We start from the raw sequence: 3,109 nt of genomic DNA, 5'->3' as shown, positions 1-3,109 counted from the left end.
AAGTGGTGGGTGATGACGGGATCGAACCGCCGACCCCCTCCTTGTAAGGGAGGTGCTCTCCCAGCTGAGCTAATCACCCACTTCGGTACTTCACATTTTGACAGAAAATCCAGCTGGCGAGAAAGTGGTGGGTGATGACGGGATCGAACCGCCGACCCCCTCCTTGTAAGGGAGGTGCTCTCCCAGCTGAGCTAATCACCCACTTCTCAATTTTCTGTTCTACACGGCGGAGACTACGTAAAGTAGTTGGTGGGTGATGACGGGATCGAACCGCCGACCCCCTCCTTGTAAGGGAGGTGCTCTCCCAGCTGAGCTAATCACCCCCGCTGTGTGGAGTCGCATTATAGGGAGAGTTGAAATTGAGTCAACGCCTTTTCTAAATAATTTGTTTGTTCGTCGTAAAATTAAACAAAGCGATCGCAAAATCAGCTTCGGCGTATGATTTATAAACAAAAATGGTAAAGCGTGATGTTGAGGCGGGATCTACATTGAGGAATCAGCCCGTGGTGTTAGAATATTCCCCTATCAATTCCAAGAACACTGCCGACTATCGGCATCTTTATTAAACGTAAGGCCATTTCATGAAAATCAAAACTCGCTTCGCGCCAAGCCCAACAGGCTATCTGCACGTTGGCGGTGCGCGTACTGCTCTCTATTCCTGGCTTTTTGCACGTAACCACGGCGGTGAGTTTGTGCTGCGTATTGAAGACACCGATCTCGAACGCTCCACCCCGGAAGCAATTGAAGCCATCATGGATGGGATGAACTGGCTGAATCTGGAGTGGGATGAAGGTCCGTACTTCCAGACTAAACGTTTCGATCGCTATAACGCGGTTATTGATGAAATGCTGGAAGCAGGTACAGCTTATAAATGCTACTGCTCGAAAGAACGTCTGGACGCGCTGCGCGAAGAACAGATGGCGAACGGTGAAAAGCCGCGCTACGACGGCCGCTGCCGCCATGATCATCAGCATCACGCCGCCGATGAGCCTTGCGTCGTGCGTTTTGCCAACCCGCAGGAAGGTTCGGTTATCTTTGACGACCAGATCCGCGGGCCGATCGAATTCAGCAACCAGGAGCTGGACGATCTGATCATTCGCCGCACCGACGGCTCCCCGACCTATAACTTCTGCGTCGTAGTTGATGACTGGGATATGGCGATCACCCACGTGATCCGCGGTGAAGACCACATCAACAATACCCCGCGCCAGATCAACATCCTGAAAGCGCTGAATGCGCCGGTGCCGGTTTATGCGCACGTATCGATGATCAACGGCGATGACGGTAAAAAACTTTCCAAGCGCCACGGTGCGGTGAGCGTGATGCAGTACCGCGACGACGGCTACCTGCCGGAAGCGTTGCTGAACTATCTGGTGCGTCTGGGCTGGTCCCATGGCGATCAGGAGATCTTCACCCGCGAAGAGATGATCGAGTTCTTCTCGCTGGGCGCGGTCAGCAAGTCCGCCAGTGCGTTCAACACCGATAAACTGCTGTGGTTAAACCATCACTACATCAACACGCTGCCGGCAGAATATGTCGCGACGCATCTGCAGTGGCACATTGAGCAGGAAAATATCGATACCCGTAACGGCCCGCAGTTGTCCGAACTGGTTAAACTGCTGGGCGAGCGTTGCAAAACGCTGAAAGAGATTGCTCAGAGCTGCCGTTACTTCTATGAAGAGTTCGCCGAGTTCGACGCCGATGCAGCGAAGAAACACCTGCGCCCGGTGGCGCGTCAGCCGCTGGAAGTGGTTCGCGATAAGCTGGCGGCCATTAGCGACTGGACGGCGGAAAATGTCCACCATGCGATTCAGGCGACTGCCGATGAGCTGGAAGTGGGCATGGGTAAAGTGGGCATGCCGCTGCGCGTGGCCGTAACCGGCGCGGGTCAGTCTCCGGCATTGGATGTCACCGTTCATGCCATCGGTAAATCCCGTAGCGTTGAACGTATCAATAAAGCGCTGGCGTTTATCGCCGAACGCGAAAGCCAGCAGTCCTGAGGCCGAGCGTAAGCTAAAGCAAGCGGCAGGTTAATCCTGCCGTTTTTTTTCGCCGCTATTTTGTCGCAGTGTTAATACCTAACCGCGCCAGGAAGCCACTAATGCCATCGCGAGCAAGAAGATCGCGCAGGTAAGTTTGTTCTGCGGCGGTCATCAGCTGCAGCGTATCGGTGATTTGCCGCCATACCGCATCCGCTTCATTAATAAAGTAGCCGCTGGGCTGTTCGGCGAGCTGATACTCTTCATTCAGATGACGAAATGCCGGAATATTGGTCAGAAAATCAATCACTGGCCGGTCGATGACAATTAAACGCGCACGCCCGCCTTTGACGCCGGGAATCGCCTCGGTTCGCCACTTTTGTTCCCGCGCCCAGCGGTTGACCGTTTGTCTGGCCAGACCCAGAACTTCGGCAAGCTCTGCAGGCGTCATTTTTTCTTTCAGTTTCATCATTCGTTTTTTACTGGCCGCGTATTCCAAGACGGTTTAACAACCCGGTTATGCCTTCACGCAGCAGCAGCGACATTAGCTGCTTCTGTTCGCGATGAGTCATCTCTTTACAGAGCGTAAGCAATAATGGCTCGAGATCGGTCTCGGCGACCGAATAGGGCGAGGGCGTTTCCGCTACGCGCTGGGCATTGCGGATAAACTCTCGTACCTGCTCGTTAACGTGTACGAGACGCGCTTTGCCTCCCTGCACGCCAGGCCGCGGAGAAGTTTGCCACCCCTCTTTACGGACCCATTTATTTATCGTCTGTCGGCTGAAGCCAGTTAGATGCGCAATTTCTTCCGGAGTCATTCGTTCCTTGAGCATACTATTTCCTGGGTAAATATGTGGGAATTAGTGCTTCATGTTATAGCATCCTTTTACAGGAAATAGTGACATGTTTAACGCCTGCCTGCGATAAGGCTCGCATTGTCAGCTATTTGCCTGCTTTTTCAGCGATTGAATCAGGAGGGGTAATTTTGCCGTTGACACCTGGCGAAGGAATTCATATTATGCCGCCCGTCAACACGACACGCTTTACGTTACGGGGCTATAGCTCAGCTGGGAGAGCGCTTGCATGGCATGCAAGAGGTCAGCGGTTCGATCCCGCTTAGCTCCACCAAA

Annotated in this window: 3 protein-coding genes and 4 tRNA genes; 2 read left to right on the top strand and 5 right to left on the bottom strand. The window is 53.3% G+C overall.

The window, feature by feature from the left end:
• Positions 1–3 precede the first annotated feature (3 nt).
• The 3 genes from AC2CGP_RS07005 to AC2CGP_RS06995 form a co-directional block, all read right to left on the bottom strand.
• Positions 4–79: transfer RNA gene (locus AC2CGP_RS07005), tRNA-Val, on the bottom strand.
• Between the two features lie 46 nt (positions 80–125).
• Positions 126–201 (bottom strand) — tRNA-Val (locus AC2CGP_RS07000).
• Positions 202–247: 46 nt separating this feature from the next.
• Positions 248–323, bottom strand: a tRNA-Val gene (locus tag AC2CGP_RS06995).
• Between the two features lie 258 nt (positions 324–581).
• Here AC2CGP_RS06995 and gltX point away from each other — a divergent pair.
• Positions 582–2,000 carry a glutamate--tRNA ligase gene (gene gltX, locus AC2CGP_RS06990; RefSeq protein ID WP_020078209.1) on the top strand — a complete coding sequence of 473 codons (1,419 nt, stop codon included), beginning with the start codon at positions 582–584 and terminating at the stop codon, positions 1,998–2,000.
• A gap of 55 nt (positions 2,001–2,055) precedes the next feature.
• On the opposite strand, the gene AC2CGP_RS06985 is transcribed toward gltX, so the two are convergent.
• Both AC2CGP_RS06985 and AC2CGP_RS06980 read right to left on the bottom strand, forming a co-directional pair.
• On the bottom strand, positions 2,056–2,451 hold the full coding sequence (locus AC2CGP_RS06985; protein WP_126033412.1) for a YfeC-like transcriptional regulator: 396 nt from the start codon (positions 2,449–2,451) through the stop codon (positions 2,056–2,058).
• 7 nt (positions 2,452–2,458) lie between these two features.
• The gene (locus tag AC2CGP_RS06980; protein ID WP_013878158.1) at positions 2,459–2,812 is read right to left on the bottom strand and encodes a YfeC-like transcriptional regulator; all 354 of its coding nucleotides are present in this window, start codon (positions 2,810–2,812) and stop codon (positions 2,459–2,461) included.
• 219 nt (positions 2,813–3,031) lie between these two features.
• Here AC2CGP_RS06980 and AC2CGP_RS06975 point away from each other — a divergent pair.
• Positions 3,032–3,107, top strand: a tRNA-Ala gene (locus tag AC2CGP_RS06975).
• Positions 3,108–3,109: the final 2 nt, after the last annotated feature.

The organism is Klebsiella sp. SYXHC3 (assembly GCF_057196925.1).
Note: the sequence above shows the minus strand (reverse complement) of the source record. Positions and strands in the feature narration are given on the sequence as shown.

Bases quoted from the DNA above. Each gene is read 5' to 3' on its own strand.
- gltX (WP_020078209.1), top strand. From the start codon at position 582: ATGAAAATCAAAACTCGCTTCGCGCCAAGCCCAACAGGCTATCTGCAC.
- AC2CGP_RS06980 (WP_013878158.1), bottom strand. From the start codon at position 2,812: ATGCTCAAGGAACGAATGACTCCGGAAGAAATTGCGCATCTAACTGGC.
- AC2CGP_RS06985 (WP_126033412.1), bottom strand. From the start codon at position 2,451: ATGATGAAACTGAAAGAAAAAATGACGCCTGCAGAGCTTGCCGAAGTT.